At 73.7% G+C, this 25,408-nt stretch carries 14 protein-coding genes and 11 pseudogenes; 8 read left to right on the forward strand and 17 right to left on the reverse strand.

Features of this window, described 5'->3' with window-relative positions:
* Window positions 1–6: 6 nt before the first annotated feature.
* The 13 genes and pseudogenes from moeZ to OJ254_RS31395 all read right to left on the reverse strand — a co-directional run bounded on the left by moeZ (window position 7) and on the right by OJ254_RS31395 (window position 15,257).
* A pseudogene (moeZ, locus tag OJ254_RS30890) lies at window positions 7–1,952 on the reverse strand (adenylyltransferase/sulfurtransferase MoeZ).
* 55 nt (window positions 1,953–2,007) lie between these two features.
* Window positions 2,008–2,963 (reverse strand): annotated as a pseudogene (locus OJ254_RS03600) (NAD-dependent epimerase/dehydratase family protein).
* Window positions 2,964–4,465: 1,502 nt separating this feature from the next.
* Window positions 4,466–4,807 (reverse strand): annotated as a pseudogene (locus tag OJ254_RS03605) (hypothetical protein); the annotation flags it as partial.
* A 300-nt stretch (window positions 4,808–5,107) separates the two neighbouring features.
* Complete coding sequence (locus tag OJ254_RS03610; RefSeq protein WP_265361230.1) at window positions 5,108–6,814, reverse strand: DUF3492 domain-containing protein; 1,707 nt, start codon at window positions 6,812–6,814, stop codon at window positions 5,108–5,110.
* Between the two features lie 183 nt (window positions 6,815–6,997).
* Window positions 6,998–8,670: pseudogene (locus OJ254_RS03615) on the reverse strand (dipeptide ABC transporter ATP-binding protein).
* Complete coding sequence (locus OJ254_RS03620; protein ID WP_265361232.1) at window positions 8,667–9,665, reverse strand: ABC transporter permease; 999 nt, start codon at window positions 9,663–9,665, stop codon at window positions 8,667–8,669. The pseudogene OJ254_RS03615 and the gene OJ254_RS03620 overlap by 4 nt, the downstream one beginning before the upstream one ends.
* Window positions 9,662–10,650 (reverse strand): annotated as a pseudogene (locus OJ254_RS03625) (ABC transporter permease). Before OJ254_RS03625 ends, OJ254_RS03620 begins: the two are co-directional and overlap by 4 nt.
* Complete coding sequence (locus OJ254_RS03630) at window positions 10,647–11,786, reverse strand: ABC transporter substrate-binding protein (protein WP_265361234.1); 1,140 nt, start codon at window positions 11,784–11,786, stop codon at window positions 10,647–10,649. Before OJ254_RS03630 ends, OJ254_RS03625 begins: the two are co-directional and overlap by 4 nt.
* Window positions 11,787–11,843: 57 nt before the next feature.
* Entirely contained in the window at window positions 11,844–12,335 is a 492-nt protein-coding gene (locus OJ254_RS03635) for an ABC transporter substrate-binding protein (RefSeq protein ID WP_265361235.1), read from the reverse strand.
* Between the two features lie 241 nt (window positions 12,336–12,576).
* On the reverse strand, window positions 12,577–12,669 hold the full coding sequence (locus OJ254_RS30895) for an Ms4533A family Cys-rich leader peptide (protein WP_341483558.1): 93 nt from the start codon (window positions 12,667–12,669) through the stop codon (window positions 12,577–12,579).
* Between the two features lie 111 nt (window positions 12,670–12,780).
* On the reverse strand, window positions 12,781–13,926 hold the full coding sequence (locus OJ254_RS03640) for a DUF3152 domain-containing protein (RefSeq protein WP_341483559.1): 1,146 nt from the start codon (window positions 13,924–13,926) through the stop codon (window positions 12,781–12,783).
* Window positions 13,927–14,341: 415 nt separating this feature from the next.
* Window positions 14,342–14,674: pseudogene (locus tag OJ254_RS31390) on the reverse strand (hypothetical protein); the annotation flags it as partial.
* Window positions 14,610–15,257 carry an alpha/beta fold hydrolase gene (locus OJ254_RS31395; protein ID WP_423835818.1) on the reverse strand — a complete coding sequence of 216 codons (648 nt, stop codon included), beginning with the start codon at window positions 15,255–15,257 and terminating at the stop codon, window positions 14,610–14,612. The pseudogene OJ254_RS31390 and the gene OJ254_RS31395, both read right to left, overlap by 65 nt.
* 181 nt (window positions 15,258–15,438) lie before the next feature.
* On the opposite strand from OJ254_RS31395, the gene OJ254_RS03650 reads away from it, so the two are divergent.
* The 4 genes and pseudogenes from OJ254_RS03650 to OJ254_RS03665 all read left to right on the forward strand — a co-directional run bounded on the left by OJ254_RS03650 (window position 15,439) and on the right by OJ254_RS03665 (window position 17,373).
* Complete coding sequence (locus OJ254_RS03650; RefSeq protein ID WP_265361238.1) at window positions 15,439–15,657, forward strand: hypothetical protein; 219 nt, start codon at window positions 15,439–15,441, stop codon at window positions 15,655–15,657.
* Between the two features lie 147 nt (window positions 15,658–15,804).
* On the forward strand, window positions 15,805–16,446 hold the full coding sequence (locus OJ254_RS03655) for a TetR/AcrR family transcriptional regulator (RefSeq protein ID WP_265361239.1): 642 nt from the start codon (window positions 15,805–15,807) through the stop codon (window positions 16,444–16,446).
* Window positions 16,447–16,586: 140 nt separating this feature from the next.
* A pseudogene (locus tag OJ254_RS03660) lies at window positions 16,587–16,813 on the forward strand (DUF3107 domain-containing protein).
* 269 nt (window positions 16,814–17,082) lie between these two features.
* A complete protein-coding gene (locus tag OJ254_RS03665; protein WP_261955828.1) occupies window positions 17,083–17,373 on the forward strand; it encodes a hypothetical protein in 291 nt (96 codons plus the stop codon).
* A 43-nt stretch (window positions 17,374–17,416) separates the two neighbouring features.
* Here OJ254_RS03665 and OJ254_RS03670 read toward each other — a convergent pair whose 3' ends face one another.
* Entirely contained in the window at window positions 17,417–18,154 is a 738-nt protein-coding gene (locus tag OJ254_RS03670; RefSeq protein WP_261955829.1) for a ferritin-like fold-containing protein, read from the reverse strand.
* A gap of 169 nt (window positions 18,155–18,323) precedes the next feature.
* Between OJ254_RS03670 and OJ254_RS03675 the strand changes: the two genes are divergently transcribed.
* The 3 genes and pseudogenes from OJ254_RS03675 to OJ254_RS03685 all read left to right on the forward strand — a co-directional run bounded on the left by OJ254_RS03675 (window position 18,324) and on the right by OJ254_RS03685 (window position 22,236).
* The gene (locus OJ254_RS03675; protein WP_341483560.1) at window positions 18,324–20,693 is read left to right on the forward strand and encodes a DEAD/DEAH box helicase; all 2,370 of its coding nucleotides are present in this window, start codon (window positions 18,324–18,326) and stop codon (window positions 20,691–20,693) included.
* 107 nt (window positions 20,694–20,800) lie between these two features.
* Window positions 20,801–21,666 (forward strand): annotated as a pseudogene (locus OJ254_RS03680) (alpha/beta fold hydrolase).
* Between the two features lie 108 nt (window positions 21,667–21,774).
* On the forward strand, window positions 21,775–22,236 hold the full coding sequence (locus OJ254_RS03685; protein ID WP_265361241.1) for an SRPBCC family protein: 462 nt from the start codon (window positions 21,775–21,777) through the stop codon (window positions 22,234–22,236).
* Window positions 22,237–22,280: 44 nt separating this feature from the next.
* Here the strand turns inward: OJ254_RS03685 and OJ254_RS03690 are convergent.
* A pseudogene (locus tag OJ254_RS03690) lies at window positions 22,281–23,203 on the reverse strand (NYN domain-containing protein).
* Window positions 23,204–23,406: 203 nt separating this feature from the next.
* Between OJ254_RS03690 and OJ254_RS03695 the strand changes: the two are divergent.
* Window positions 23,407–23,637 (forward strand): hypothetical protein, encoded by a 231-nt coding sequence (locus OJ254_RS03695; RefSeq protein ID WP_265365388.1) that lies wholly within the window; start codon window positions 23,407–23,409, stop codon window positions 23,635–23,637.
* Between the two features lie 63 nt (window positions 23,638–23,700).
* Here OJ254_RS03695 and OJ254_RS03700 read toward each other — a convergent pair.
* Together OJ254_RS03700 and OJ254_RS03705 are read right to left on the reverse strand one after the other, a co-directional pair.
* Window positions 23,701–24,305 (reverse strand): annotated as a pseudogene (locus OJ254_RS03700) (MarC family protein).
* A gap of 203 nt (window positions 24,306–24,508) precedes the next feature.
* Window positions 24,509–25,357: pseudogene (locus OJ254_RS03705) on the reverse strand (PHP domain-containing protein).
* Window positions 25,358–25,408: the final 51 nt, after the last annotated feature.

The raw sequence follows: 25,408 nt of genomic DNA on the forward strand, positions 1-25,408 counted from the left end.
GCTCGATCAGTAAACCGGCTTCTCCGGCTCGACGGTGTTGACCCAGCCGATGACGCCGCCGCCCACGTGGACCGCGTCGGCGAAGCCCGCGGACTTCAGGACGGCGAGCACCTCGGCGGAGCGGACGCCCGTCTTGCAGTGCAGGACGATCTTGCGGTCCTGGGGAGGTCCTGGAGTGCGGTGCCCATCAGGAACTCGTTCTTGGGGATCAGCCGGGCGCCGGGGATGGAGACGATCTCGTACTCGTTCGGCTCGCGGACGTCGATGATGTCGATCTTCTCATCGGCGTCGATCCACTCCTTGAGCTGCTGCGGAGTGATCGTCGAGCCGGCCGCCGCCTCCTGGGCCTCCTCGGAGACCACGCCGCAGAACGCCTCGTAGTCGATGAGCTCGGTGACGGTCGGGTTCTCGCCGCAGACCGCGCAGTTGGGGTCCTTGCGGACCTTTACCTGACGGTACGTCATCTCCAGCGCGTCGTAGATCATCAGACGGCCGACGAGCGGGTCGCCGATGCCGGCGAGCAGCTTGATGGCCTCGTTGACCTGGATGGAGCCGATGGAGGCGCACAGCACACCGAGGACGCCGCCCTCGGCGCAGGAGGGCACCATGCCCGGCGGCGGGGGCTCCGGGTACAGGCAGCGGTAGCAGGGGCCGTGCTCGGACCAGAAGACCGAGGCCTGACCGTCGAAGCGGTAGATCGAGCCCCAGACGTACGGCTTGTTCAGCAGCACGCAGGCGTCGTTGACGAGATAGCGGGTGGCGAAGTTGTCGGTGCCGTCCACGATCAGGTCGTACTGGGCGAAGAGCTCCATGACGTTCGTGGAGTCGAGGCGCTCTTCGTGGAGGTTGACCGTGACGTACGGGTTGATGCCCAGCACCGTGTCCTTGGCGGACGCGGCCTTGGAGCGGCCGATGTCCGCCTGGCTGTGGATGATCTGGCGCTGCAGGTTCGACTCGTCGACCTCGTCGAACTCCACGATGCCGAGGGTGCCGACGCCGGCCGCGGCCAGGTACATCAGCGCGGGCGAGCCCAGGCCGCCGGCGCCGACACAGAGCACCTTGGCGTTCTTCAGCCGCTTCTGCCCGTCCATTCCGACATCGGGAATGATCAGGTGGCGGGAGTACCTGCGGACCTCGTCGACGGTGAGCTCCGAAGCGGGCTCGACCAGGGGTGGCAGCGACACGGATGACCTCATCAAGGGGGTTGGTCGGTATCTGAGGACTGGTTGTCTTCCCGTAACACTGCCACGCCCTTCTTCATTCCGAGACACCCGGTCCGATGCGCGAGACGAATTCGTCCCAGTAGCCGGGCAGGGATTCCAGGCGGTTCCGACCGCGTCGGCGGCCCCGCCCCGGCGGTCGGTGAGGTACACGGTGCCCGCACCTTGCCAGCGGGCGATCCGCAGCGCTTCGTCCAGGTGTGTCCGCGGCACGCTGTGTACGAGGTGACAGAACCGCTCCGGAGGGTGGTCGGCGGTCCACTCCGCCACCTGTGACCAGCGGTAGTCCGCCCATCGGCCGGCGAAGGTGACCAGCTGGTCGGCGGATTCGGCGTAGCCGGGGTGCGGGTGGCTGCCGTGCCCGAGAACGAGGTGGCCGTCCGGGCACAGGACGCGCAGGGCGGCGGCGATCCGCCGCGTGGCGGGCAGCAGGGCCCGGTCCGTGGGGGTGCGGTCCAGCCAGAAGCCGTCGACTCGGTACCACTCCAGGTAGCGGTGGGCGTCGGAGAGCAGCTCGCCGAAGGGGCGGGTGCCCCGGCCGAGGTCCAGGTGTCCCAGTACTCGGACACCCGTCTCACGCAGGCGGGCGGCGGCCGGGGCGCAGTGCGGGTCGGGCCGGGCGCCGGGCCCGTTGGACACGTCGAGCACCGCCCAGTGCACCAGGCCCGGCCCGCAGCCGAGCAGTCCGGCCCATTCGGCGGGCGCGAGCAGCGGATGGGCGAAGCCGGGCACGCCCAGCCGAGCGGGGCGGCGCCGGTCGGGGCGCGGGTGGGGCCGGCGGGGGTGGTCAGATGCGACACGCGGCCTCCATCCAGATGTCGGCGAGGGACTCCTCCAGGACGATCCGGGGCGCCAGCCGAGCCGGTCGCGGGCGGTGCGGACGTCGGCCTGCTGCCAGGTGCCGCAGCCGTCCGGGTACGGGTAGGTGGCGGGCGGCGAACCGACCGGGTGGTCGCCCGCCGGGCCGGGGATGACGAGACGGGCCGGCGGGGAGTCGAGCTCGTGCAGCGCGCCGCCGAAGCCGGCGACCCGGGCGAGCACCGAGGCGGCCTCGCGCAGCCGTACCGCGCGGCCGGTCCCGATGTTGACCACGCCCTGCGCGGCGGACAGCGAGGCGGCGTGCACCGCGCGGGCGACGTCGCGGACGTCGACGAAGTCCCGCTGCACGCCGAGCCCGCCGAGCTTGAGTTCGTTGTCGCCGGACTGCATGGCACGGCGCATGGCCTCGGCGAGCCGGCCGAGCGGGGAGCCGGCCGGGGTACCGGGGCCGACCGGTGAGAAGACCCGGAGCACGACCGCGTCGAGGCCGGAGCCCAGGACGAGTTCGGTGGCGGCCAGTTTGCTGACGCCGTACGGACCGCCGGGGCGCGGTACGGCGTCCTCGGCGGTCGACGAACCGGGCTGCGAGGGACCGTACTCGGAGGCGCAGCCGAGGTGGACCAGGCGGGCGCCGCAGCCGCTGCGGCGCAGCGATTCGCAGATGGTGGCGACCGCGACGGTGTTGTGCCGGGTCAGCTCGCGGGCGCCGCCGCGGGTGGCGCCGGCGCAGTTGATGACCACGCCGGGGTGGACCGCGTCGAGGAAGCGGGTGAGCGCCCCGGGGCTGCCGGTGGCCAGGTCGAAGCGGACGTCGGCGTCGTCGCCCCGGCCGAGGGCGGTGAGCTGGACGGCGGGGTCGGCGAGCAGGCGGTCGGCGACGTAACGGCCGAGGTAGCCGTTGGCGCCGATGAGCAGCACCCTCATCGTGCGACCCCCCGGTGCCGTCGCGCTTCGGTCGGCTGGACGTTCATGTGTCGTGCTCCTAAGGAGGATGGTGGGAAGTGCGTGCGCTCCGGCCGGGTCGGCGTCCGTCGTGGGGACGGGGGCCGCGTGGGGGGCGTGGTCCGCAGCGGGCGGGCCGCAGCGGCCGGAGGTGCCGGGGAGGCCGTTGCCGGGTGCCTCCGCGACGGTGGTGCGTGGTGCGGGCGCCCGGGTGGGGCGGGCTGGGGGTACGGGCCGGTGGCCGTCGGGAGGGTCACGGCCGGGGCGCCTTCGCGGGCGGGCGGGGGCGGTGAGTGCGCGCAGGCGCCGGTGAGCGCCCGCAGGCCGTACGCGAGGAGGCCGAGGGCGGCGGCGGTGCAGGCCAGGGCGGGGACCGCGGCCGGTCCGACGGCGGCGGCCAGCTCCCGGACCGGGGCGTCGAGCGGGGGCGCGCCGGGGAGCCGGGCGAGCAGGGCGAGGGCGGGGGCGAGCGCCTCCAGGGCGGCGCCCGCGGCCAGGCCGCGGGCGGCGGGCCGGGGGAAGCCGTGGACGGTGAGCAGCCGGGCGAGGAAGAGCAGCAGCCCGAGGGCGAGGGGGGCCACCACCGGGAGGGCGCCGCCGTCGCTCGCGTCGAGGGCCGCCCGGGCGCCGAGGAGCAGCGCGGTCAGCGTGGTCAGGAAGAGCAAGGTGGTGCCGAGCAGCAGCGGCCGGATGCGGGCCGCGAACTCGCCCAGGCCGCGGCTGGCGGCCAGGGCCCGGCGGCCGCGCACGGCGAACCAGCGGGCGCAGCCGGCCGCGGGGAGCACGGCGAGGGTGAGGGCGACGGCGGCGGCGAGGGCGGGGCGGGGGTGGGCGGCCGCCGGGTCGGGGCCGCCCGGCAGCAGTCGGGCGAGCAGCCGGTCGCCGCCGAGCGCGTAGCCGACGGTCCAGCAGGTCCACAGGGTGGCGGCGCGGGGGCCGGTGCCGGGGTGGCGGGGGCGGAGCGGTCCGGAGCGTACGGCCAGCCGGACGGCGAGGGCGGTCAGCACCAGCCCGGTGACGCCAACGGCCGTACGGGCCTGGGGTGTTGCGGTGCCGCCCAGGGAGGCGAGGGCGGCGAGCGTGGCGGCGCAGAGGGCGCCGGGGAGGAGGTGCAGCGAGGCGGCGCAGCGTCCCCCCCACCCCCGAACCCACCCCCCGCCCCCTCCCCCGAAGGGGGAGAGGGGGGAGGGGGCGGGGGAGAAGATCCGCGGCCTGCCGGCACCCTCGGAGTACGTCCACCCCGCCGCCCCGCCGGCGTACGGCGGGCCCGCCGCCCCACCGCCGTAGGACTGCCCGGTCAGGCCGCCCACGTACGGCGTTCCGTCCCCGCCGGCGTACGGCGTTCCGTCCCCGCGGCCGTACGGCGTTCCGTCCGCGTCGTCCAGGAGATGGCCCCCCGTCAGGGGATGGCCCCCCGCCCCGCGGTCCGCCCCGCCGTCCGCCCCCCACTCCCCCGCCGCGCCGTCCGGGGCTCGCTCTGCCGCGCTCGGGACCGGGCGGGCCGCCGTGCCCGGCGTGCCGGGTTCCGCGCGCGGTACGCGGGCGTAGAGCTCCTCAGCGAGGGAGAAGACGTCCCGGTGCCGGAAGCGGGCGGCGGTGCGGTCGGTGACGCCGTGGGCCTCCAGACCGGCGGCGATCTCCAGCGGGTCGACGGCGTGGGCGCAGAGCGCCTGGTGACGGTGCATCAGGGCGCGCACGGGGTCGGCGGGGCCGCGGCGGGCGGCGCGCGCGGTGGCGGCCTTGCGGGGCGCGGGGGCGGGCTCCGCGGGGCCGTCGGCCGCGCTGTTCCGGAGGGCACCGGGGGTGCCGCGGTCCGGTGTGGTCATCGTTCGTCCCCCCTCACGGGGACCGCCGGCGCGTGGGCGCCGCCTACGGGACCGCCTGCGGAACGGATGCCCGGGGCGTGCTCCCGGGGCGGGCGGCCGCGGCGGCGGAGGCCGTCCCGGTTGCCGGCGTGGGCCACATCGGCCATGCCCGTCACCAGGGCCACACCCACCACTCCCATCGCGCACATCACGTCCAGCACACCTGTCACCACTGCCGACACCCCTTCCGCTCCGTCACGCCCACCGGCTGCCTCTCGCCCTCTTGGTCCGCGGGCCGCTTCGCCCCCGTCCCTCGCCGCCTCATGGCACCGCCCAGCTCGGCGTCCGGCCGGCCGGTGCGGGGCCGGGCCGGGTGGCCGTGCCGGTACCGGCCCAGCGGCCGGGGACATGCGATTCGGCGGGGTGGGCGAACGGCTGCGGAACGCCGTGCGCGTCCCGGTCCCGGGCGCCGTCCGGGCGGGCCGGGGCGTGCGAGATCAGCTCCAGGTAGATGCCACGAAATGCCGCGGTGTTCTGCTCGACGGTGAACAATTCGAGCGCCCGGGACCGGGCGGCCGCGCCCAGCCGCGCCCTGCGGTCCGGGTCGCCGAGCAGCGCACCGCAGGCCTCGGCGAGCGCGCGGGGGTTGCGCGGCGGGACCACCAGCCCGGTGCCGCCGATGACTTCGCAGACCGCACCGGCGTCGGTCGAGACCGTGGCGCGGCCGCAGAACATCGCCTCCACCAGGGAGCGCGGGAAACCCTCGACGACGCTGGAGAGCACCACTACGGAGGCGGAGGCGTAGGCGTCGGCCGGGGTGGGCGCGTCGGGGCTGCCGATCTCCTCGAAGCTGACCGGGTTCTCGCCGACGGTGACCGCGTCGGCCGCCTCGTCGGGGAAGAGCTGGGCGGCCAGCGCCCGGCAGTGGGCGAGGTAGCCGGCCGCCCGGGGGTCCCGGCCGAGGCCGCCGATGATCCGCAAGGTGGCGTCGGGTTCGGACCGGCGGACCTCGGCGAAGGCGTGCAGCAGCGCGATGAGGTCCTTGGCGGGCTCGACCGCGCCGACCCACACCAGGGTCTTGGAGTCGTCGGCCGCGGCGTCCGCGACGGCGGCGAACGGCGCGGCGTCCATGCCCGGGTAGACCGTGCGCAGCCGCTCCCGGTCCGCGCCGCAGCGCTCCTGCCAGCGGCGGGCGTGGGTGTTGCCGGGGGTGATCAGGGCTGCCTGGGCGTAGGTCTCGGCGGTCAGTGCGCCCTGGAAGGCGGCGAGCAGGGCGCGCACCGGGGCACTCAAGGGTGCCGCGGCGCGCGCGAGGTAGTGCTCGCGCAGCCGTACGCCGTACTCGGTGACCAGGAGGGGGGTACCGAAGAAGCGCTTGGCCAGCAGGCCGGGGAGGGCGGCCGCGCCGCCGGAGGTGGCGTGGCAGAGGTCGGCGCCGTCGAGGCCGGGGGTGTCCCCGTCGCCGTACCAGTCCAGCGACAGCGGGCGCAGGGTGCGTTCGAGCCGGTCGACGACCGTCAGCAGGTCGCCCACCTGGGCGCCGTGCGCGGCGGGCAGGGCCCGGGGGCCGTGGCAGACCGATTCCAGTCGGCGCACGGCGTCCTCGGAGCGCAGCAGGGCGGGCAGTCCGCCGCCGTCGCGGGCCTGTTCGGCGAGTCCGTAGAGACCGCTGGCGAAACGGTCCGCCTTCCTGGTCAGGGCGTTTTCGGGGGGTGTCGAGGCGACGGCGGTCACCAGGTCGCCGAAGTGCTCGGCGAAGCGGCGCCGGGCCCGCCGTCCGGGCGCGCGGCCGCGGCGCTCGTCCGCGGCCCGGCGGTGCCCGGCGGGGAGGTCGCCCCAGAGGGGGGCGTGGTGCACCCGGACGTGCCCGGGCAGGACGGGCCGGCCGCGTTCCCGGCGGGGGTCGGCGCGCAGGGCGTAGATCTCGAAGTCGTGGCCGGTGAGCCCGCGTACGAGCCGGTCGCACCAGGCGTACGACTCACCCGGCGCGTACGGATAGCCACCTTCGGTGAGGAGCCCAATGCGCACGGCGGCACCCCCGTCCTCCCATGTCGGCTTCCCTGACGCGACAGCCGTACGGCCGTCGACCTGCAGGAAGACGCTATGCAAAAGGCCCGGTGGCGCGATGGACGGTTGTCCGTCGCGCCACCGGAAGGGGTGAAAGCACGTAACTTTCCGCCTCTTGGGGCGTTTCGACGCGCTATGTGATCGCTACGCTGCGGCGCGCACCATCCGCCGGTCCGCCGCGGCCTGCGGATCGAGCACCGGAACGGCCGCCAGCAGCCCCGGGTGTAGGGGTGTTGGGGGTTCTCGTACACGGAGTCGACCGGTCCCTCCTCGACGATCCGGCCGGACCGCATCACCGCGACCCGGTCGCTGACCGCCCGGACGACCGCCAGGTCGTGGGCGATGAAGACCAGCGACAGGCCCAGTTCCCGGCGGAGTTCGCCGAGCAGCTCCATCACCTGTGCCTGCGTGGTGACGTCCAGGGCGGAGACCGGTTCGTCGCAGACCAGCAGCCGCGGGCCGGGGGCCAGCGCGCGGGCGATGCCGACGCGCTGGCGCTGGCCGCCGCTCAGCTCGTGCGGATAGCGGTGGTACCAGTCGGGGTCGAGCCCGACCCGTTCCAGCAGCTCGCGGACGCGCCGGACGATCGCCGGGCCGTCCTGCCCGCCGGCGGCGCGGAGCGGGTCGGCCACCGATTCGCCGATCGTGCGGCGGGGGTTGAGCGAGGAGGCCGGGTCCTGGAAGACCATCTGCACCTCCCGCCGGACCGGGCGCAGTGCGCGTTCGCCGAGGGAGCCGATCTCGCGTCCCCGGTAGCGCAGCGTGCCGGCGGTGGGGTCCAGGAGGCGGACCAGCATCCGGCCGAGCGTGGTCTTGCCGCTGCCGGACTCGCCGACCAGGCCGAGGGTTTCGCCGGCCCGTACGGTCAGCGAGACGTCGTCGACGGCGGTGGTGCGGGCCCGGCGCGGGCCGAACTCCCGGCGCAGCCCGACCGCTTCGAGGAGCGGCGGTTCGCCCGCGGGCGGGCCGGGCGTGCGGGGTGCCGGGACGGCGGGCCGGGGCCGTACGGCGTCCACCCGGGGCACCGCGGCGAGCAGTTCCTTGGTGTAGGGCGCGGTGGGCGCGCCGAGCACCGCGCCGACGGGGCCGTGTTCGACGGCCCGTCCGGCGCGCATGACCAGCACCTCGTCCACACCGCCGGCGACCACCCCGAGGTCGTGGGTGACCAGGATCAGTCCGGTGCCGGTCTCGGTGCGCAGTTCGTGCAGCAGGTCGAGGATCTGGGCCTGGACGGTGACGTCCAGTGCGGTGGTCGGCTCGTCGGCGATCAGCAGCCGGGGTTCGCAGGCCAGCGCCATCGCGAGCAGCGCCCGCTGCCGCATCCCGCCGCTGAATTCGTGCGGCCGGGAGCGGGCGCGGCGGGCGGCGTCCGCGATGCCGACCCGGTCCAGCGCGGCGACGGCACGGGCCCGGGCGGTGCGGCGGGAGGCGTCCGGCCGGTGCACCCGGTGGACCTCGGCGATCTGGTCGCCGATGGCGTGGTACGGGTCGAGGGCGGACAGCGGGTCCTGGAAGATCATGGCCGCGGTGCCGCCGCGCAGCCGCCGCAACTCCGCCTCGGAGGCGGCCAGGACGTCGTGCCCGTCGACCCGTACGGTGCCCTCGACCCGGGCGCCGGTGCCCCGGTGCAGGTCGAGCAGGGCGGCGGCGACGGTGGACTTGCCGGAGCCGGACTCGCCGACGATGCCGAGGGCGCGGCCGGGCGCGAGGGAGAAGGAGATCCCGTCGACGGCACGGACGCCGGCCCGGCCGGCCGGGCCGGCGCCGGCCGGGAAGGTGACGGCGAGGTCGGTGACCTCGACCAGGGTGCCGGTCATGTCAGGGTGACCCTTCGGTCGGCGAGGGCGTAGAGGACGTCGGCGAGGGCGTTGGCGAGGACCACGGCGGTGCCGATGCCGAGGACGGCGCCGACGACCACGGGCAGGTCCACGGTGCGGACGGAGTGGACCAGCAGCTGGCCGATGCCGGGCAGGCCGAACAGCGTCTCGGTGAGCATCGCGCCGCCGAACATCGTGCCGAGGTCGATGGCGTTGAGCGCGATGACCGGTGGGAGTGCGCCGCGCAGCGCGTGCCGGCCGATGACCGTCCGTTCGGGCAGGCCGTAGGCGCGGAAGGTGCGGATGTGGTCCTCGGCCAGGGTCTCCAGGGTCGAGGAGCGGGTCAGCCGGGCGTATTTGGCGGACTCCAGCAGGGCCAGCGTGGTCCAGGGCAGCAGCAGGTTCCAGGCCCACTGCTCGGGGTCCTCGGTCAGCGGGACGTAGGACGGGAACGGCAGCCACTGCAGGGTCGCGCAGAAGAGCATCAGCAGCAACAGGCCGGTGATGAAGACCGGAGTGGCGGTGCCGGTGAGGGTGAGTACGGTCAGCACGCGTTCGGTGGTGCCGCCGCGGCGCAGCGCGGACAGCAGTCCGGTGCCGACGCCGAGCAGCAGCCACAGCACCATCGAGCCGAGGGCGAGCGAGGCGGTGACCGGGAGTCGGGCCGCGAGCAGTGCGGTGACCGGCTGGTCGTTCTGGTAGGAGAGCCCGAAGCAGGGGGCGGGGCAGTGCAGCACGCCGGTGCCGGTGGAGTAGTCGCGGCCGGTGACCAGGCCCGTGAGGAAGTGCAGGTACTGGGCCAGGAGGGGTTCGTCCAGGCCGAGTTGGCCGCGTACCTGGTGGAGCTGTTCGGCGTTGCAGCGCGGTCCGCAGGCGAGTTTCGCGGGGTCGCCGGGCGCGACGTAGAAGAGCAGGTAGACCAGGACGGAGAGCAGGAACAGGACGATCAGCGCGCCGCCGAGTTTGCGCAGCAGGTAGCCGGTGGTGCCGGTCATGCGGCGGCTCCCTTCGGGGTCCGTCCGGCGGGGGCCGCCGGTGTGCCGCGGGAGCCGTCGCGGGTGCCGACCCGCAGGCGGGAGCGTTCGCGGGGGTCGAGTGCGGCGCGGACCGCGTCGCCGAGCACGGTGAAGGCGAGGACGGTCACGAACAGGCAGGCCGCGGGGAGCAGGACGTACAGCGGGTCGGCGCGGAACCAGGTGGTGGCGGTGGAGAGCATCTGTCCCCAGGAGGCGGTGGGCGGTTTGACGCCGATGCCCAGGAAGGACAGGGACGCCTCGGCGACGATGTTGGTGGGGAAGAGGATCGCGGCGTAGGTGATCACGGGTGCGGCGAGCGCGGGGAGGAGTTCCCGGCGGGCGACCCGGGCGGGCCGCCAGCCGGCCAGCCGGGCGGCGGCGACGTGGTCGAGCTTCTTCAGCGACAGCGTCTGGGCGCGCACGACCCGTGCGGTGCCGCCCCAGTTGAGCAGGCCGATGACGATGATCAGCAGCAGCGGGCGGGGGAAGCCGGCCGGACGACGGCGGTCAGCGCGACGCCGAGGACGAGCATCGGCAGCGCGACCATGACGTCGGTGAGGCGGGACAGCACGGTGTCGAGGAGCCGGCTGCCGAAGCCGGCGGCCAGACCGATCGTGACGCCGGTCAGGACCTGGACGGCGGTGGCGCCGAGGGCGACGAGCAGGGAGATCTGCGCGCCGTGGAGGAGCCGGACGAACAGGTCGCGGCCGGTGCCCGGTTCGACGCCGAGCCAGTGGTCGGCGCTGATCCCGCCGTACGCGCCGGTGGGCACGCCGCCGCGGGCCGAGTCGATCAGTGCGTCGTGGTACGTGGTGGCGTCCTGGCCTTCGAGCGCCGCGAGCAGCGGCGCGCCGAGGGCGAGCAGGACGAGGACGGTGAGGACGGCGGCGGCCGCGACGGCCGACGGGCGGGCGCGCAGCCGCCGCCACACACCGGTTTCCCGGGTGGTTCGTCGCTGTGTCACTTGACCGCGACCTGCGAGATGTCGAGCACGCCGTCCCAGTCGCTGATCACGATGTTCTTGACGTCCTTGCCGTAGAGCCGCTTGTAGACGGGGTGGAACAGCGGGACGGACAGCGCCTGCTCGCCGATCTTCTTGTCCAGGGCGCCCCAGCGCCGGGCCGCCGCGTCGAGGTCGGTGAGCTTGTTGATCTCGTCGATCTCGTGGTTGACGGCGGGGTCGTCGAGCTGGGCGTGGTTGAAGTTGTAGGCGTCCTTGACGATCTGCCGGCCGTCGAAGATCGGCGCGAGGAACGGGCCGCCGGAGGGCCAGTCGGCGCCCCAGTGGCCGATGAACAGGCCGGGCTCGTCCTTGATGCTGTGGGTCTTGTCCTTGTAGTCGTTGTCCTCCAGGCCGGCCAGCTTGACGGTGATGCCGGCCTTCGCAAGCGCTTCCTGGACGGCGGTGGCGACGTCGGGGCTGGTCTCGAAGTTCTTGGCGGTGGAGTGGGTGAGGGTGAGCGTGAGCCCGTTCTTGTAGCCCGCTTCCTTCAGCAGTTCCTTGGCCTTTGCCGGATTTCCGGTCTTTCCGGCCGGGAACAAGTCGTAGGGCGTGTAGCCGAAGGATTTCTGGGGCGGCAGGAAGGTGGTGGCGGGTTCGGCGAGGGAGGAGCCGCCGGCCGCGTTGATGACGCTCTGCCGGTTGATGGCATAGGAAATCGCCTGGCGCACCTTGGGATTGCCGAAGGGCTTCACCTTCGGGTTGAAGGCGAGGTAGGTGGTGTAGCCGAAGTGGCCGGTGCCGACCCGCTTCCGGAGTTCCTGGTCGTTGCCGATCTGGGCGAGTTCGGCCGGTCCGAGATTGGTGTCGGTGGTGACCGCGGCGGCGTCCGCGCCCGAGCCGGTGGACAGCCGCTGGTTGATGACCGAGGAGTCGAGTCCGGAGCGCACGTCGACGGTGTCGGGGTAGGCGTGGCGTTCCTTGTCGGTCTTCTCCGACCAGTTCTCGTTGCGCGCGAGAACGACGTGTTCGCCGTCCCCGGTGTTCTTGACCACCTTGTACGGGCCTGAGGAGACGGGTGTTCCTCGTATTTCGTGCCGGTGTCCTTCTTGCGCGGCACGGGGCGAACTGGGTCTGCGTGGCCAGCAGCGGGAATTCACCCTCGGGCTTGCGGAGGTGGAAGACGAGGGTTTTCGCGTCGGGCGTCTCGATGGACTTCAGGCCGTCCGGGACTTGTCCTTGTACGGGCCCTGGTATTTCTCGCCGCCGACCAGCCAGTCCCGCAAATAGGGCGCGCCGCCGGAGAGTTCCGGGGCGAAGGACCGCTCGATGCCGTATTTGATGTCGGCGCTGGTGATCGGGGAGCCGTCCTCGAACTTCAGGCCGTCCTTGAGGGTGTAGGTCCACACCGTGGCGTTCTTGCTGGGGCGGCCGGTGTCGGTGGCGAGGTCCGGTACGGCCTTGGCGCCGGCCGCGCCGTTCTCGCGGTTGCGGGTGGTCAGCGTGCGGAAGACCAGGCTGGGGACCTTGCCGCCGCCGGAGGTGTAGAGCCGCGCCGGGTCGAAGTTGGTCTGCGGTTCGGAGTTGAGGACGGTGAGGGTGCCGCCCTTGTGCGGGGTGGCCCCGGCTCCGCCGTCGGCGCTGCTGTCCTTGGGCCCGCAGGCGGTCACGCCGCCGGCGAGGAGGACGACGGCCGCGGCCGCGGCCACTTGGCGGGCGGGAGGGGAAGACGACGGGAACGGGCCGGCTCGGCCATGGCGGGGGTGCCTTTCGCAGCGGGGCACCCGCAGGGGCGGCGGCCGGGGTATGCGGGCGCACGAGGCCGCCCCTGCGGATGCGTTACGGGAGGTGCTCACGGCATGCGGACATGGGGGCATGCCGTGAAAGGACGCGTTCACGCGGGGAAGTGCCCCGGTCCGGAGGCAGCGCCTCTACGGAACCGGGTGGGCCTCAGCGACAGTCGATGTCGGCCACGGACTGCACGGACACGCCGATCAGCGCCAGCTCGATGGCGGCGTGGTCGGTGATGTGGCGGTGCGGCATGCGCAGATGATGGAACGGAAGTTCGCATCCTGGCAAGGTGTCTCACGATGAGAGACACCGCGTCTCAGCGGAACGGCCGGCGCACCCCGCCCGGCCGTCCCGCGCACCCGCTCAGCGCGCGGTGGGATACGGCCAGGAGTTGGGCCGGCAGGTCACGCCGTCCGTGGTCAGGAACTTCGTCTGCTGCATCATCACCGGGGCGAGCGCGCCCTGCCGGGTGCAGGCCTCGTGGTTGTGCCCGAGCCGGTGGCCGACCTCGTGGTTGATCAGCATCTGGCGGTAGGCGTGCATCTTGTCGGGCCCGTAGGTCTTGGCGCCCTGCGCCCACCGGTAGGCGTTGATCATGACCCGGTCGGTGGCCGCCGAGTCGCAGGAGACGTTCTCCTCGTACGTGTCGAGACCGGACTTGGCGCACCACTTCGCGGTGGTCCCGGGGCTGGCGAGGGTGATCACGAAGTCGGCCGGGCCGGAGGCCACGCGCTGGAACGTCCGCTGCCCGCCGTGCGCCCAACTCCGGTCGTCGTTGAGGGTCTTGTGCACCGCCTCGGCGAACAGCGCGCCGTCCAGCGGCAGACCGTCCTCGATGTCGACGCGGTAGCGCATCACCTTGCCGTGGCCGGGCGCCGCGGCGGCCCCGCCGACCGGCTTGAAGCGTCCGCTCGCGGTGAGGTGCGCGTCCAGCGGGAAGGCCTGCGCCATCTGCTCGTCGTAGCCGGCGGGCTTGGCGTCCTGGGTGGGCCGGGCATGCGACCGCGAGGCCTCGTCACCGGCCGCGTCGGTACGGTCGTTGCCGCTGCGCGGCTGCGGATCGCCGCCGTCCTTGTGCTGCTCGGCGACCTGGCCGGCGATGACGACGGCGAGCACGGTGGTGACCGCGGCGGCCGCCGCACCCGTGAACGCCCGGCCCTTGCCGCCCTTCCGGGCACCGTGCCGCGCCTCGTCGAAGGCGGCGTCCGCGCCCGCCGGGAAGTCGTCGTCCCCGAAGTCCTCGTCGGGGGCGTGGCCCGCCGGCCCGGCGGGCTCCGGCACCCGTGCGCCGACCGCCTCCGCCCGGCCGTACGCCACGGATCCGGCGGGCGTACGGACGGCGCCGGGCGCACCGGCCCGGAACACATCGTCGTCGGCGCCGTCCACGTCGGATGCGTCACCGGGACCGTCCGACCGCCGGGGGAACGACCGCGCGTCGAAGGCGTCCACGTAGTCCCGCCGCGGGCCGGACCCGGCGCCCGGTACGGCCATCGGCGGTGCGCCGCCCATCTCCGCACGCGGGCGGGGAATCCGCGGCGCGGCCTGCCCGGGCATCCCGGGCGCGGTCCGGCCGGGCGCCCCGGGCGTCATCGGGGACGCCGGCACCCCCGGGAACGCGCCCCAGGCACCGCCCGGTTCGTGCTGTTCGGGGTGGCCGCCGCGGACCGTGTCGCCCCCGGCCGGCTCGCGTCGGCGGCGCCCCGGACCGGGGCCCGGGCGGGTGCCCGGCCGGCCGGCGGAACGCGGCCGGGCGGCGCCGCGGACTGCGAGGGGTCTTCGGCCTCCGGCCGGTCTCGGCGGCTATGACGTCCCACGGGGCGTGTCAGCTCCTGCCCGGATCAGCGGTCACTTCGGTCATCTTGGCATCGAGCAGCTCGCGGACGGCGCGCGCCACCGCCTCCGGGTATTCCATCATCGCCACATGCCCCGCCTCCGGCAGTGTCAGCAGCCGCGAGCCGCGGAACGCCGCGGCCGCCCGCCGGGCCATCCGGAGGGAGACCAGGCGGTCGCGTCCACCGTAGACGAGAAGGGTGGGGCGAGCACGCGTTCGGCCTGACGCCACAAATTGTGCTGCCCGCCGAGCGTGTACGCGTTCACCAGCGCCCGCGCCGAACGCTCCATCACCTCCCAGAAATAAGGGAGTTCGAGCCGCCGGGCGTACTCCGCGGCCGCGGTGTCGAACCCTTCCGGAGTCACCCTTGCGGGATCGCCGTAACAGAGCGACAGCACCTCGCGGGTGCGGCGCTCGGCGGTCCAGTCCTGGGTGAGCCGGGCGAAGAGGGGGCCACGCCGGGGACGGCGAGCAGTGCGGTGGGCACGGCCGTGCGCTGCGGCCGCAGCTCGGGCAGGGCCGGCGAGATCAGCGTCAGGGAGCGGACCAGGTCCGGCCGGGCGGCCGCCACGCGGGTGGCCGTCGTGCCGCCCATGGAGTTGCCGATGAGGTGGACCGGGCCGCGGCCGGCCGCGTCGAGGTGCCGGATCACCGCGCGGGCCTGCGCGGAGACGGAGTAGTTGCCGTCGCCCGGCGGCGGGGAGTGCCCGAAGCCGGGCAGGTCCAGCGCCTCGCCGTCCAGCCGGTCGGCGAGCAGCGGCATCAGCTCCGACCAGTTCCGCGAGGAGCCGCCGAGGCCGTGGACGTAGAGCGCGGGCTCGCGGTCCCGGGGTGCCCCCGCCGCGCCGTCGCGGCGCACTTCGGGCCGCCCCTCCGGCGCCCTTACGGTGAGCGTCAGGCCCGGGAGGTGCACGGTGCGCACCGTCTCCGCCGTGCCGGGCCGACCAGGGCCGGCCGGGGGCACCGGGAGGGCGGTGGTCGCGGTGTCCGGCGACTCGGTCGAAGACATGGGGTCGATGTTACGAGACGATCACACCCCCGATCGTGTGTTCGCGGTCACACACCGCATCGCGCCGTCGCGGCCGCTCTCCTACGCTCGTAGGCAGGGGGGCGGCCGCCCCGGCTGCTTTCCTGCCAGGCACCAGCCGACCCAGCGAGCACGCGAGGAAGCACCGAGAAAGGCAGCGATCATGCGTGTCGACCCGACCGACCCGGACACTTTCGTGGACGACAGCGACACCGCCGAATTGGACGTGGAGGCGCCGGAGGCGGACGCCCAGGAGCAGTACGCCGATCTCGCACCGCAGCGCGACGAGGCGCTGAACGGCATCGACCCGACCACCGCGAACGAGGCGGACCTCGCCGAGCAGGCCCGGGTCGTCGAGCTGAACGAAGACGAATACCGATGACCTGGGGCGTTATGTCGCATTGGCGCGGCGGGCCGGAGAGAAATTCTCGGCCCGGACCGCGCACAGCCGGGTTACCCAAAAGTACGATGGCGGGCGCGGTGCACCACCTTGTACTGGCCGCGTAGGGAACGATTTCTGGGAGGCAGCGTGAGCGCCATCGAGCAGACCGAGGCGGCGCGCCCGCGGGGCACACGCCTGCCACGCCGCGCCCGGCGGAACCAACTTCTGGGCGCGGCCCAGGAGGTTTTCGTCGCACAGGGCTACCACGCCGCGGCCATGGACGACATCGCCGAGCGGGCCGGCGTCAGCAAGCCGGTGCTCTACCAGCACTTCCCCGGGAAGCTGGAGCTCTACCTCGCGCTGCTGGACCAGCACTGCGAGGCGCTGCTGCACTCGGTGCGTTCGGCGCTCGCGTCGACCACCGACAACAAGCAGCGGGTCGCGGCGACGATGGACGCCTACTTCGCGTACGTCGAGGACCCGGGCGGCGCCTTCCGGCTGGTCTTCGAGTCGGACCTGACCAACGAGCCGGCGGTCCGCGAGCGGGTGGACAAGGTGTCGCTGGAGTGCGCCGAGGCCATAAGCGCGGTGATCGCCGAGGACACCGGCCTGTCGCAGGACGAGTCGATGCTGCTCGCGGTGGGCCTGGGCGGGGTCTCCCAGGTGGTGGCGCGGTACTGGCTCTCCTCCGGGAGCACGGTCCCGCGGGACACCGCGGTGGCCCTGCTGACGTCGCTCGCCTGGAAGGGCATCGCCGGCTTCCCGCTGCACGGCAGCGACACGCACTGACCCTGTTCGCTGCGGGCGTGGTCCACGGCGTCCTGTGCGTCCCCGTACCGGGCTAATGTGTGCTGCGTACGGCGCGGATGACCGCGCATCCTCCCCCAGCGGTGCTGGGGGACCCCCAGATCGTCGGAGGGACAAAAGCCGTGGAGGTCAAGATCGGCGTGCAGCACGCACCCCGCGAGATCGTTCTGGAGAGCGGGCAGTCTGCCGAAGGGTCGAGCGGGCGGTTGCCGACGCGCTGGCCGGCAAGTCGGAGCTGCTGAAGCTGGCGGACGAACACGGCCGCAAGATCCTGGTCCCGGCGGACCGGGTGGCCTATGTGGAGATCGGCGAGCCGGCCGGCCGCAAGGTCGGGTTCGGCGCGCTCTGATCGACGGGCGCCGCGCGCGGCGCCCGCGGAGCACGAGGGCGGCGGCCCGGGGGACGCGTTCCCCCGGGCCGCCGCCTTTTCCCGTTCGTCCTGGTCGCGCCCGGCGCCCGGACCGCTGCGCTGATCGGGCAGCGGGGTGGCGCGTCGAGGGTTGCTACCGCTGCCCCTTGGGTACGACCGCCTACGACCGATTTGTTCACCCGACGGATCGGCGCGGCGCGCCACCGGCGCGCTGCCCGGAGTCTGCACGGAATGTGGGAGGGAAGAGCATGATTTTCGAAGCGCTCGGAGCCGTGGCCATCGGCCTCGCCATCGCGGTCTTCGCCATGCGACGGCTGCCCGATCGCTTCCCCGCGCGCGGTCTCACCCTGGCGACCGGCCCGGTCGCGGCCCTGCTCGGCGCGCTGCTGACCCGCTCGATCCTCGGCCCCGGGCATCCCGTCCAGGTGATGCTCGCCGCGGTCGCCGTGAGCGCGGCGCTGCTGTCGGTCCTGGTGCGCCCGCCGCGCAGCCGTCTTCGGCGGCCGGCCGCGACGCTGAAGGGGCACCGGACGGCCTGAAGCGCCCGGCTACCCCTCCTTCGTCTTCTTCGTACGCCGACCGTCAGGCCGCCAGGCCCAGCGCCGCCATCCGCTTGGTGTGCGCCTCGGTGATCCGGGAGAACATCCGGCCCACCTCGGCCAGGTCGAAGCCGTCGGCGACCCCGCCCACCAGCATCGTGGAGAGCGCGTCGCGGTCCGCGACGACCCGCTGGGCCTGCGAGAGCGCCTCGCCCATCAGACGGCGGGCCCACAGTGCGAGCCGCCCGCCGACCCGCGGCTCGGCCTCGATGGCCGCCCGCACCTTCTCCACGGCGAAGGAGGCGTGCCCGGTGTCGTCCAGCACGGCCAGCACCAGATCGCGGGTGTCGGCGTCCAGCCGTGCCGCGACCTCGCGGTAGAAGTCACTGGCGATCGAGTCGCCCACGTACGCCTTGACCAGGCCCTCCAGCCAGTCCGACGGCGCGGTCTGGCGGTGGAACTCGTCCAGTGCGGCGGCGAACGGCTCCATCGCCTCGTTCGGCTCGGCCTCGATCTGCGAGAGCCGCTCCCGCAGCCGCTCGAAGTGGTGGAACTCGGCCGAGGCCATCTTGGCCAGCTCGGCCTTGTCGTCCATCGTCGGCGCGAGCTTGGCGTCCTCCGCCAGGCGCTCGAAGGCGGACAGCTCGCCGTACGCGAGCGCGCCGAGCAGATCGATCACGGCGGCCCGGTAGTGCGGGTCGGCGGATGCCTGCGCCCAGTCCTGGGCGGCGATCCCGGTGTGTTCTTGCGCGTCAGCCGCGGCGTTGTCAGGCGTTCCCATGGCGGCACAATAGCCCGCTCGGCGGTCCGGGAAGGCCCTGGTCAGCCAGTTCCGTTCACCCGTTCGATCAGTCCGCCGGACCGGCGTCCGGGCGGTGCGCGGGGACGTGACGTATTCCTCACTCATACAAGCCTTCGGATGGGGGCGCCGTATCCGGGGTACAGTGGTATTGGACCTGCCGAGTACTCGGTGGGTCGTTCCACGAAGCGGATGCCCGGTCGGTGGCCCGATCGGCTCCAAACCGACCGCCCTCCCCCGCGGCGCGTACGAGACGTACGCACAGCAGGAGGCACACCGCTCGCGGCAGGAGCGCCTGAGCGTTGGCAGTGGTCCCGCGCCACCGGCCCCATCTGGCCGGCCCCGTACGAAACCGTGCGACGGTGCGGTACGACCCCCTTCGCCGCCTCACGCCGCGTCTCACAGAAGAGGCAAGATTCTGTCTACGTTCCGAGACCTCGGGATTTTCCCCGAGACCGCTGAGGCCCTGGAAGCCGTCGGCATCGTTTCCCCCTTTCCCATCCAGGAGCTGACGCTCCCCGTCGCCCTCTCCGGCAACGACGTCATCGGCCAGGCCAAGACCGGCACCGGCAAGACCCTGGGCTTCGGGCTTCCGCTCATCGAGCGGGTCACCGTCCCGGCGGACGTCGAGGCGGGCCGGGCGCAGCCCGAGCAGCTGACCGAGGCGCCGCAGGCCCTCGTCGTCGTCCCCACCCGTGAGCTGTGCCAGCAGGTCACCAACGACCTGCTCACCGCCGGCAAGGTCCGCAACGTGCGGGTGCTGGCGATCTACGGCGGCCGGGCCTACGAGCCCCAGGTCGAGGCGCTGAAGAAGGGCGTCGACGTGGTCGTCGGCACGCCCGGCCGGCTGCTGGACCTCGCGGGCCAGAAGAAGCTGAACCTCTCGCAGGTGCGCACCCTCGTCCTGGACGAGGCCGACGAGATGCTCGACCTGGGCTTCCTGCCGGACGTCGAGAAGATCATCCAGCTGCTGCCGGCCAAGCGGCAGACCATGCTGTTCTCCGCGACCATGCCCGGCCAGGTCATCTCGCTGGCCCGCCGCTACATGTCGCAGCCGACCCACATCCGCGCCACCGCGCCGGACGACGAGGGCGCGACGGTCGCCAACATCACCCAGCACGTCTACCGCGCGCACTCCATGGACAAGCCGGAGATGGTCTCGCGGATCCTGCAGGCCGAGGGCCGCGGTCTGGCGATGCTGTTCTGCCGGACGAAGCGGACCGCCGCCGACATCGCCGACCAGCTCGCCCGGCGCGGCTTCGCGTCCGGCGCGGTCCACGGCGACCTCGGCCAGGGCGCCCGCGAGCAGGCGCTGCGCGCCTTCCGCAACGGCAAGGTCGACGTCCTGGTCTGCACCGACGTCGCCGCCCGCGGTATCGACGTCGAGGGTGTGACCCACGTCGTCAACTACCAGTCGCCCGAGGACGAGAAGACCTACCTGCACCGCATCGGCCGCACCGGCCGGGCGGGCGCCAAGGGCACCGCGATCACCCTCGTCGACTGGGACGACATCCCGCGCTGGAAGCTGATCAACAAGGCGCTGGACCTGCCGTTCGACGAGCCGGAGGAGACCTACTCCACCTCGCCGCACCTCTACGAGCAGCTCAACATCCCCGAGGGCACCAAGGGCGTGCTGCCGCGCGCCGAGCGCACCCGGGCCGGGCTCGCCGCGGAAGAGCTCGAGGACCTGGGCGAGACCGGCGGCCGCGGCCGCGGTCCCCGCCGGGGCGCGGCCGTCGAGGAGGAGCGTCCCCAGCGCACCCGTGCACCGCGGCAGCGCCGCCGTACCCGCGGCGGCACACCGCTGGACGGCCCGGCTGCTTCCGAGGCGAAGGCGACCGGGTCGCTCGACGCCGCCGAGGGCACCGAGGAGGCCGCGGGACCGCGGCAGCCGCGCCGGCGCCGGCGGACCCGCAGCGGGTCGGCCGCGGCGACGATCCCGGTGGCGGGCGCCGCCCCGGCGCAGGCCGCGGAGGCCGCCGACGTGGTGGCCGAGGCCGCCCCGGCCGCCGAGGTGACCGAGGCCCCGGCCAAGCCGAAGCGGACCCGCACCCGGACCCGCAAGGCCGCCGCTGCCGAACCGGCCGCGCCGGAAGCCGCCGCGGCGGCGGAGGCGGTGCTGGACACCGTCGAGGCCGCCGAGGAGGCTCCGGCCAAGCCGAAGCGCACCCGGACCCGGAAGACCGCCGCCAAGGCCACCACCACCGAGGCCGCCGAGGCCGCGGTGGCCACCGCCGAGGGCGCCGAGGAGGCTCCGGCCAAGCCGAAGCGCACCCGCACCCGCAAGACCGCCGCCGCCGAGCCGGCCGCCACCGAGGCCCCCGCGGCCGCGGCGGTGTCCGTCGAGGTCGCGGAGGAGGCGCCGGCCAAGCCGAAGCGGACGCGCAAGACGGCGGCGAAGACCGCTGCCGCCAAGAAGACCGTGGCCGCGGCCCCCGCCGCCGCGGACGGCGAGGAGGCTCCGGCCAAGCCGAAGCGCACCCGGACCCGGAAGGCCGCGGCCGCCCAGCCGGCCGACTGACGCCCGACGGCCCGATCGACCGGACGACCCGGCCCCGCTCCCCGCGGGTGCCGGGTCGTCCGGCGTCCCGGCCCGGTTTTCCCGCCCGGCCCGGTTAACCTCACCCCATGAGCAGGCCGCCCACCCTCACGCTGCCCCCGTGCGCCCGCGCGTACCGACTCGACACCGACCGCGGCGAGTTCGCCGTGCACGACGCCCGGCCCGACGGTGCGCCGATCGGGACCGCGCTGCTGGTGCCCGGCTTCACCGGCAGCAAGGAGGACTTCATCGCCTTGCTGGCGCCGCTCGCCGCGGCCGGGTTCCGGGCGGTCGCGGTGGACGGCCGCGGCCAGCACGAGTCCCCGGCCCGCGCGACGAACGGGCTTACGCACAGCGGGAGTTGGCGCTCGACGTACTGGCCCAGGCACGGGCCGTGCAGCGGGCCGGGAACGGTCCGCTGCATCTGCTCGGGCATTCGCTGGGCGGGCTGATCACCCGGGCCGCGGTGCTGCTCGACGCCGCCCCGTTCCGTTCACTCACCGTGCTCAGCTCCGGTCCGGCGGCCATCGAGACGTCCCAGCAGGCCCGGGTGCGGATGCTGATCGACGCGCTCGGCTCGCTCGGCATGGAGGACGTCTGGCGGGCGATGCGCGAGCTGGACCCGCCGGAGGCGGCGGACGCCGAGACCCCGCCGGAGATCGGCGCGTTCCTGCACCGCCGTTGGCTGAACACCGTCCCCGAGCAGCTGATCGCGACCGGCCGGCAGATGCTGGCGGAGCCCGACCGGGTGGCGCCGCTGGCCCGCACCGGACTCCCCGTGCACGTCGTCTCCGGGTCGCTGGACTACGCCTGGCCGGTGCCGTCGATCGACGACATGGCGCGCCGGCTGTCCGCCCGGCGCACCGTCATCGAGGGCGCCGAGCACTCCCCCAACGTCGAACGCCCGGAGAAGACCGCCGAGGCGCTGACCGGGTTCTGGAGCGGGGTGGGGTAGCGCCCCGGGGTGTCGCCGGGACAGCGCCCGATGGTTCGGCGAGCATCGAAAGGAAACGGCCGGGCCCGTGCGGCCCGTCCGGCACCGGCTGCCGACGAAGGGCCCGACATGACCGAGAACCCCCAGGACGACCCGCACGGCATCGCGCTCACCCGCACCTTCGACGCGCGCCGCGACCTGGTCTTCGAGGCCTGGACCACGCCCGCGCACTTCGCGTACTGGTTCGGCGGGGAGCTGACGGTGCCGGTCGAGCGGAATGACGATGGACGTCCGGCCGGGCGGTCGTGGTCCTTGGTCATGCACTCCCCGGACGGCAGCGAGCTGCCGTTCTCCGGGGTGTACCGGGAGGTCGTGCCGCCGGAGACGCTGGAGTTCACGCTCAACGACGCCTATGCGCCGAGCAGTTCGGAGGGTGAGCTGATCAGGGTGACCCTGAGCGATCTCGGGGACCGGACGGAGATGGCCTTCCGGCAGCTCGGCGGCAACCTCACACCGGAGCAGTACCAGCAGGCGGAGGCGGGCTGGACGAGCTTCTTCGACCGGCTGGAGGGACTCCTCGCCCGGGCCTGAACCGCCCTCGGCCGCCCCGCGGGGACCCTGAGACCCGGAGCCCTCTAGAGCTGTCCCTGTACGTGCTCCCAGAAGCCGTCCCGCAGCACCCGGCGCAGGTCGGCGTGGCCGCGCAGGGAGTGGTGCAGCAGGGCCTCGGCGGCGGTCAGCAGCTCCTGGTTCGACGGGGCCGGGGAGGTACGGGTGCCCGGGCAGCAGTCCGGCCGCCCATTCCCGGCCGCGCTCCGAGAGCCACTGGGCGGCGACCCGCGCCCCGACGAAGCGGACGTCCTCCCGGCCGGGCGCCGGGCCCTCGCCGCCGGCCTGCTCGGGGCCTTCGACGCCGGTCCGCCGGGTGACGTAGGGCTTGCAGAAGTCCAGGTCGAAGACGCGGGTGCTGTCGGCCTCCCACAGCAGGGGTTCGGCCTGGTTGCGGCCGGCCGGCGCCTCGATGCCCCACAGGTGGACCCGGGCGCCGTAGCCCTGGGCCGCCTCGACCGCGGAGACCAGGTCCTCGTCACCGCCGATGAGCACCGCGTCGGTGATCGCACGGTGCGGGCCAGCGACTCCAGGTCCGAGCGGATCAGGGAATCGACACCCTTCTGCTGGTTGTTGGCGTTGAGGTTGCCGAGCCTGACCTTCACTCGGGCAGCTCGGCGATCCGCTGCTGCTCGGCGGTGTGGAGGCGCGGCGGGCGCCGTCGTACCAGTAGACCCGCAGCAGCGGCTGTCCGGGAAGATCGTCCGGGCTCGGTCGATGAAGCCTCGATGATCCCCTCGGCGTCCAGCTCGAAGCCCTTGCGGTCCTCGGTGCCGGCGACGAGCTTCCCGGCGGCGGCGTAGACGTAGCCGGCGTCGACGAAGGCGGCGTGCACCGAGGGTGTCGTGCCGACCTTGGTGAGGACCCGGGCGAGCAGCTCGTTGGTGCGCGCCATCCCGGCGGCGAGCGCGGCGAGGTCGGTGGGGCCCGGGGGCTGGAGGTCGTTCATACCGGACCCATTGTCCGGGCGTCGGCTCGGCGGACACAACCGCTCTACCTGCGAGTATTTAGACCGTCGAAAAAATTTCTTTAGCGTAGGGAATGATTGCAGGGTGCGGTCCGTTGTACCTGTACGGAACGGCGGGCGACGAGGCCCGGTGATCCGCACCACTCACGTTCTCCGCAGGAGGATTCCGACGAAGGAGAAGCCTGATGCGCTTCGAGATCATGCGCCTGGACGACGTCGACGGCACGGCCGTGGACAGCACCGTCGTGGACGCCGCCTCCGTCAACCGGATCGTGCAGCAGGCCGCCGCAACCGGCCAGCGCATCTACATCGCCCGGCCGACACCGTCGCCCGTTAATCCTGGCCGCCGAGAGGCCACCGATGCCGCAGTGCCCCCGTACGGAACACGCCGTACGGGGGCACTGCCGTATAGGTAGGGCCGCCGAGGGAGGCTCTGCCGTCCACAGGCGGCGGACCTCCCGTACGGCCCTGGCGGGCGCTCAGGCCGCCTGAATGACCTGCAGCACACCGTTGATGATCTGCTGCACGGCCAGCGCGGAGAGCATCATGCCCGCCAGCCGGGTCACCAGGACGACCCCGCCGTCCTTGATCACGCGGATGATCACCAGCGAGAAGCGCATCACCAGATACAGCACCACATGGATCGCCGCGATCGCCGCCCACACGGAGAGCTGGGCCGCGAAGCCGTGGGCGTGCTGCACCGCGAGGATCACCGACACGATCGCGCCGGGCCCGGCCAGCAGCGGCATGCCCAGCGGCACCAGCGCCACATTGACGTCTTGGTCTGGGTCGGCTCCTCCGACTTCCCGGTCAGCAGGTCCAGCGCGACCAGCAGGAGCAGCAGCCCGCCCGCGATCATCAGCGCGGGCGTCGAGATGTGCAGCCGGCCCAGGATCTGCCGGCCGAAGAGCCCGAAGACGGCGATCACGCCGAAGGCGACGGCCGCGGCCTGCCAGGCCATCCGGCGCTGGACCTTGGCCGGCCGGCCGGAGGTGAGGGCGAGGAAGATCGGGGTGATCCCCGGGGGTCCATGATCACGAAAAGCGTGACGAAAAGGGTGCTGAAGACGGGCGACGTCGAACATGGTGCTGGCCTTGCGAGAGGTGGTACGGACGAACGGATCGGTACGGTCACGGGCCGGCGCGGGACGCGCGCGGGCCCGGGAGTGAGGACGGAAGGGAGAGCGAGGAGGGAGGAGCCGGAGCGGCGCGCGGCGGGTGCGGCGCGGACCGGCGGGCGGTCAGCGCGCGGTCGGTACGACGCGGCGGCCGGCGGCCCGCGGCGGGCTCAGCCGCCCGCGCCGGGGACCGGGAAGGCGCCGGTTGGCGCGGCGCACGATCTCCCCGTAGATCTCGGGTCGGTGGTGTACTCACCGAGGCGGCAGGTCTTGCGGCTGCCGTGGTAGTCGCTGGAACCGGTGGCCAGCAGGCCGAGGTCGCGGCCATCCCGCGCAGCCGGGCGCGGGTCGGCGCGTCGTGGTCCATGTGGTCGACCTCGATGCCGTCCAGGCCGGCCGCGGCGAGTTCGGCCACCGCGCTCTCCGGTACACAGGCGCCGCGCTTGACGGCCAGCGGGTGCGCGAAGACGGTGACCCCGCCCGCGGCCTTGACCAGCCGGATCGCGTCGAACGGGTCGAGCTCGTGCTTCTCCACGTAGGCCGGGCCGTCGCTGGCGAGCCAGGACGCGAAGGCGTCGTTCACCGAGTCGACGACGCCCAGCTCCATGAGGGCGGTGGCGATGTGCGGACGGCCCACGGCGCCGTCGCCGGCGATCCGTGCGACCTGCTCCCAGGTGACCGGGATGTCGTGCTCGCGCAGCTTGTCGATCATGCCCGGGCCCGCGGCACGCGGTCGTCGCGGACCAGCTCCCGCTCGCGGGCGAGTTCGGGCTCCTCCGGGTCGAAGAGGTAGCGAGCATGTGGAGGCTCACGCCGTCGAGCCGGCAGGAGAGTTCGGCGCCGGTGACCAGCGTCAGGCCCTCGGGCAGCGCGGCCCGCGCCTCGGCGTGCCCGGCGACGGTGTCGTGGTCGGTCAGCGCGACGACGTCCAGCCCGGCGGCCGCGGCGCCGCGCACCAGCTCGGCCGGGGTGTCCGTACCGTCGGAAGCCGTGGAGTGGGTGTGCAGATCGATGCGCACGACGCGGGACTCCAGACGGCTGCGGGACGGACGGGGGACCTCAGAAGGATA

It is taken from the genome of Streptomyces endophytica, assembly GCF_026153355.1.
Lineage (GTDB): Bacteria > Actinomycetota > Actinomycetes > Streptomycetales > Streptomycetaceae > Streptomyces > Streptomyces endophytica.

Excerpts from the sequence above, each read along its gene's own strand:
- OJ254_RS03650 (WP_265361238.1), top strand. The coding sequence starts at position 15,439 with ATGCGTGTCGACCCGACCGACCCGGACACTTTCGTGGACGACAGCGAC.
- OJ254_RS03640 (WP_341483559.1), bottom strand. The coding sequence starts at position 13,926 with ATGGGCGGCGCACCGCCGATGGCCGTACCGGGCGCCGGGTCCGGCCCG.
- OJ254_RS03665 (WP_261955828.1), top strand. The coding sequence starts at position 17,083 with ATGATTTTCGAAGCGCTCGGAGCCGTGGCCATCGGCCTCGCCATCGCG.
- OJ254_RS03695 (WP_265365388.1), top strand. The coding sequence starts at position 23,407 with ATGCGCTTCGAGATCATGCGCCTGGACGACGTCGACGGCACGGCCGTG.
- OJ254_RS03685 (WP_265361241.1), top strand. The coding sequence starts at position 21,775 with ATGACCGAGAACCCCCAGGACGACCCGCACGGCATCGCGCTCACCCGC.
- OJ254_RS03670 (WP_261955829.1), bottom strand. The coding sequence starts at position 18,154 with ATGGGAACGCCTGACAACGCCGCGGCTGACGCGCAAGAACACACCGGG.
- OJ254_RS30895 (WP_341483558.1), bottom strand. The coding sequence starts at position 12,669 with ATGCCGCACCGCCACATCACCGACCACGCCGCCATCGAGCTGGCGCTG.
- OJ254_RS03620 (WP_265361232.1), bottom strand. The coding sequence starts at position 9,665 with ATGACCGGCACCACCGGCTACCTGCTGCGCAAACTCGGCGGCGCGCTG.
- OJ254_RS31395 (WP_423835818.1), bottom strand. The coding sequence starts at position 15,257 with ATGTCTTCGACCGAGTCGCCGGACACCGCGACCACCGCCCTCCCGGTG.